At 43.5% G+C, this 2375-nt stretch carries 2 protein-coding genes; one reads left to right on the top strand and one right to left on the bottom strand.

Going from position 1 to position 2375, the window contains the following annotated elements; genetic code table 11:
- On the bottom strand, positions 1-1166 hold a 1166-nt coding region (locus tag Q0614_RS03495; RefSeq protein ID WP_298786561.1), incomplete at its 3' end, for a molybdopterin-dependent oxidoreductase.
- 533 nt (positions 1167-1699) lie between these two features.
- Between Q0614_RS03495 and Q0614_RS03490 the strand changes: the two genes are divergently transcribed.
- On the top strand, positions 1700-2375 hold a 676-nt coding region (locus Q0614_RS03490; RefSeq protein ID WP_298786559.1), incomplete at its 3' end, for a molybdopterin-dependent oxidoreductase.

The following is a 2375-nucleotide window of genomic DNA, read 5'->3' as shown; positions in this document are numbered from 1 at the left end:
TCTTCGTTACCCTTGGCCAAAGGCGCTACGAAATCTAGCGTGTAAGGCTCCAGCGCTTTTTTAAATTCTTCAAAGCTTATAAGCCAGTGAGCATCCGATTTGTCAGAGTGCTTATTTTCGAGTACGTCGCCCTCTTTCATACCAAGATATGCTAACGTAACGCCCTCGGATTTGCTTAAAATTTTGGATTTTTGCTTAGCCGCGGTATCAAGCTCGGTTTTGCGGTATTTTTTATGATTTATATCTTCTCGCAAGCCGTAGCCGATATCCACAGGGCCTGTAGCGAACACACAGTGCTCTTTAATAAATTTCTCATCTATCATATCCGGGTGGTTGTAGACGATCTCCCTTGCTATGTAGTTCCATATCGCTAAATCGGCATTCGGACGGAATATAATTTCAATATCGGCGATGTTTGAAGTGCGGCTAGAGTATGTCGAGAGATTTATAACTTTTACGCGGTCCGGGTTGCGAAGCTTGTGGTCGGAGACACGAGACCAAAGGATAGGGTGCATCTCTGCCATATTCGCGCCCCAGGCGATGATAGTGTCGGTTAGCTCGATATCGTCGAAAACGCCCGCAGGCTCGTCGATACCGAAGGTTTGCATAAAGCCTACGACGGCGCTGGCCATGCACTGGCGAGCATTAGGATCGAGATTATTGGAGCGAAAGCCCGCCTTTACTAGCTTTGCTGCGGCGTAACCTTCCGGGATCGTGTATTGACCGCTACCAAGTACGGCAAAGCCCTCGGGACCGCCTTCGTTATAGGCTCGCCTAAAATGCTTCTCCATTTCGTCGAACGCTCGTTGCCAGCTGATCTCGATAAATTTTCCCTTTTTGTCGAATTCGCCTTTGGAATTTACGCGTAAAAGAGGCTTGGTAATGCGATCTGCGCCGTACATGATCTTGGCGTTGAAATAGCCTTTGATGCAGTTTAGACCGCGATTTACGGGCGCTAACGGATCGCCTTTGACCGCTACGATCTTGCCGTCTTTGGTAGCTACCATGATGCCACAGCCGGTGCCGCAGAAGCGACAGGCCGCCTTGTCCCAGCGCCAGCCTTTTTCGGCTTCGTCCGCAGCACTAAGACTGCTAGGCAAGCTGATGCCCGCAACGCTACAGGCAGCCGCTGCTGCAGAGCTTTTTATAAAGTCTCGTCTATCCATGAGATTAACCTTTCGTTTAGAATTAATTTCTACTAAGATTTTGAATAATAGCATAAAAAAACGGCTTAGTCTAGATTAAAATCAAGGTTTTTTCTACATAGATTTCAGATATAAGATAATAATTTTATAAATTTTAAATTTAGTGGCTTAAATTTTATCAGGACGGCGAGTTTTTGATAAATTTTAATATAGATTTTCATTTAATTAAATTAATATAATATACCGATAAATTAGCATTAAAATTTCATCAAAATTTAATCGCGCTTTGAAATAAAACGGAGCGTAATATAATTTCAAAATTCTATTAAAATTATAAAACTTAGCTTAAAAAGCGTCTTTTGCGATAAGCGATAAATTTTACACTAAAACGCCGTCATTATCGAGGCAAAAGCGTAAAATTTAACTATTCAATTTAATATGCGATATTTGCATATTGCTTAAATTTTGCTTAAAAAAATTCACTAATTTAAAAATTCTTTTATAATCTAGAAAGTATAATAGCCGTGCAAACCAAAATTCTTGAAAGGAATATTATGCAGTCCAGAGAAAAGATTGTCAAAACGACTTGTCCTTACTGCGGCACCGGCTGTGGTATCGATCTTATCGTAAAAGACGGCAGGATCGTAAACGCGCGCCCTACGCAGGCCCATCACGTAAATGACGGCGAGCTATGCTTAAAAGGGATGTTCGGCTGGGAGTTCGTAAACTCTCCAAAACGCCTTGCCAAACCTATGATCCGTAAGAAAAACGGAGTATTTGATAGAAGCGGTAAGCTTGAGGAGGTAAGCTTTGAAGAGGCTTACGATTTTGTAGCGTCTAAATTTAAAGAGACCGTCGCTAAATATGGCCCAAGCTCAATAATGGGTTTTAGCTCGGCGCGCTCAAATAACGAAGACAACTACGTTTTTCAGAAATTTTTCCGTGCTCAGGGCAGCAATAACGTCGATCACTGCGCCCGTCTTTGACACGCTCCTACAGTGGCAGGTCTTGCCAACACGCTAGGAAACGGAACGATGACGAACGATTTGGTAGAGTTCGCTACCGATACGGACGTATTTTTACTCATCGGCACCAACACGAGCGAGTGCCACCCGATCATCGCTATGCAGATGCAGCGAGGCTTGCAACGTGGCGCTAAGATGATTGTCGTAGATCCGAAGCGCACAGATATGGCGAAAAAAGCCGATATCTATCTGCAAATCCCAGTGG

The organism is uncultured Campylobacter sp. (assembly GCF_937997595.1).
Classification (GTDB): Bacteria; Campylobacterota; Campylobacteria; order Campylobacterales; family Campylobacteraceae; genus Campylobacter_B.
Note: the sequence above shows the minus strand (reverse complement) of the source record. Positions and strands in the feature narration are given on the sequence as shown.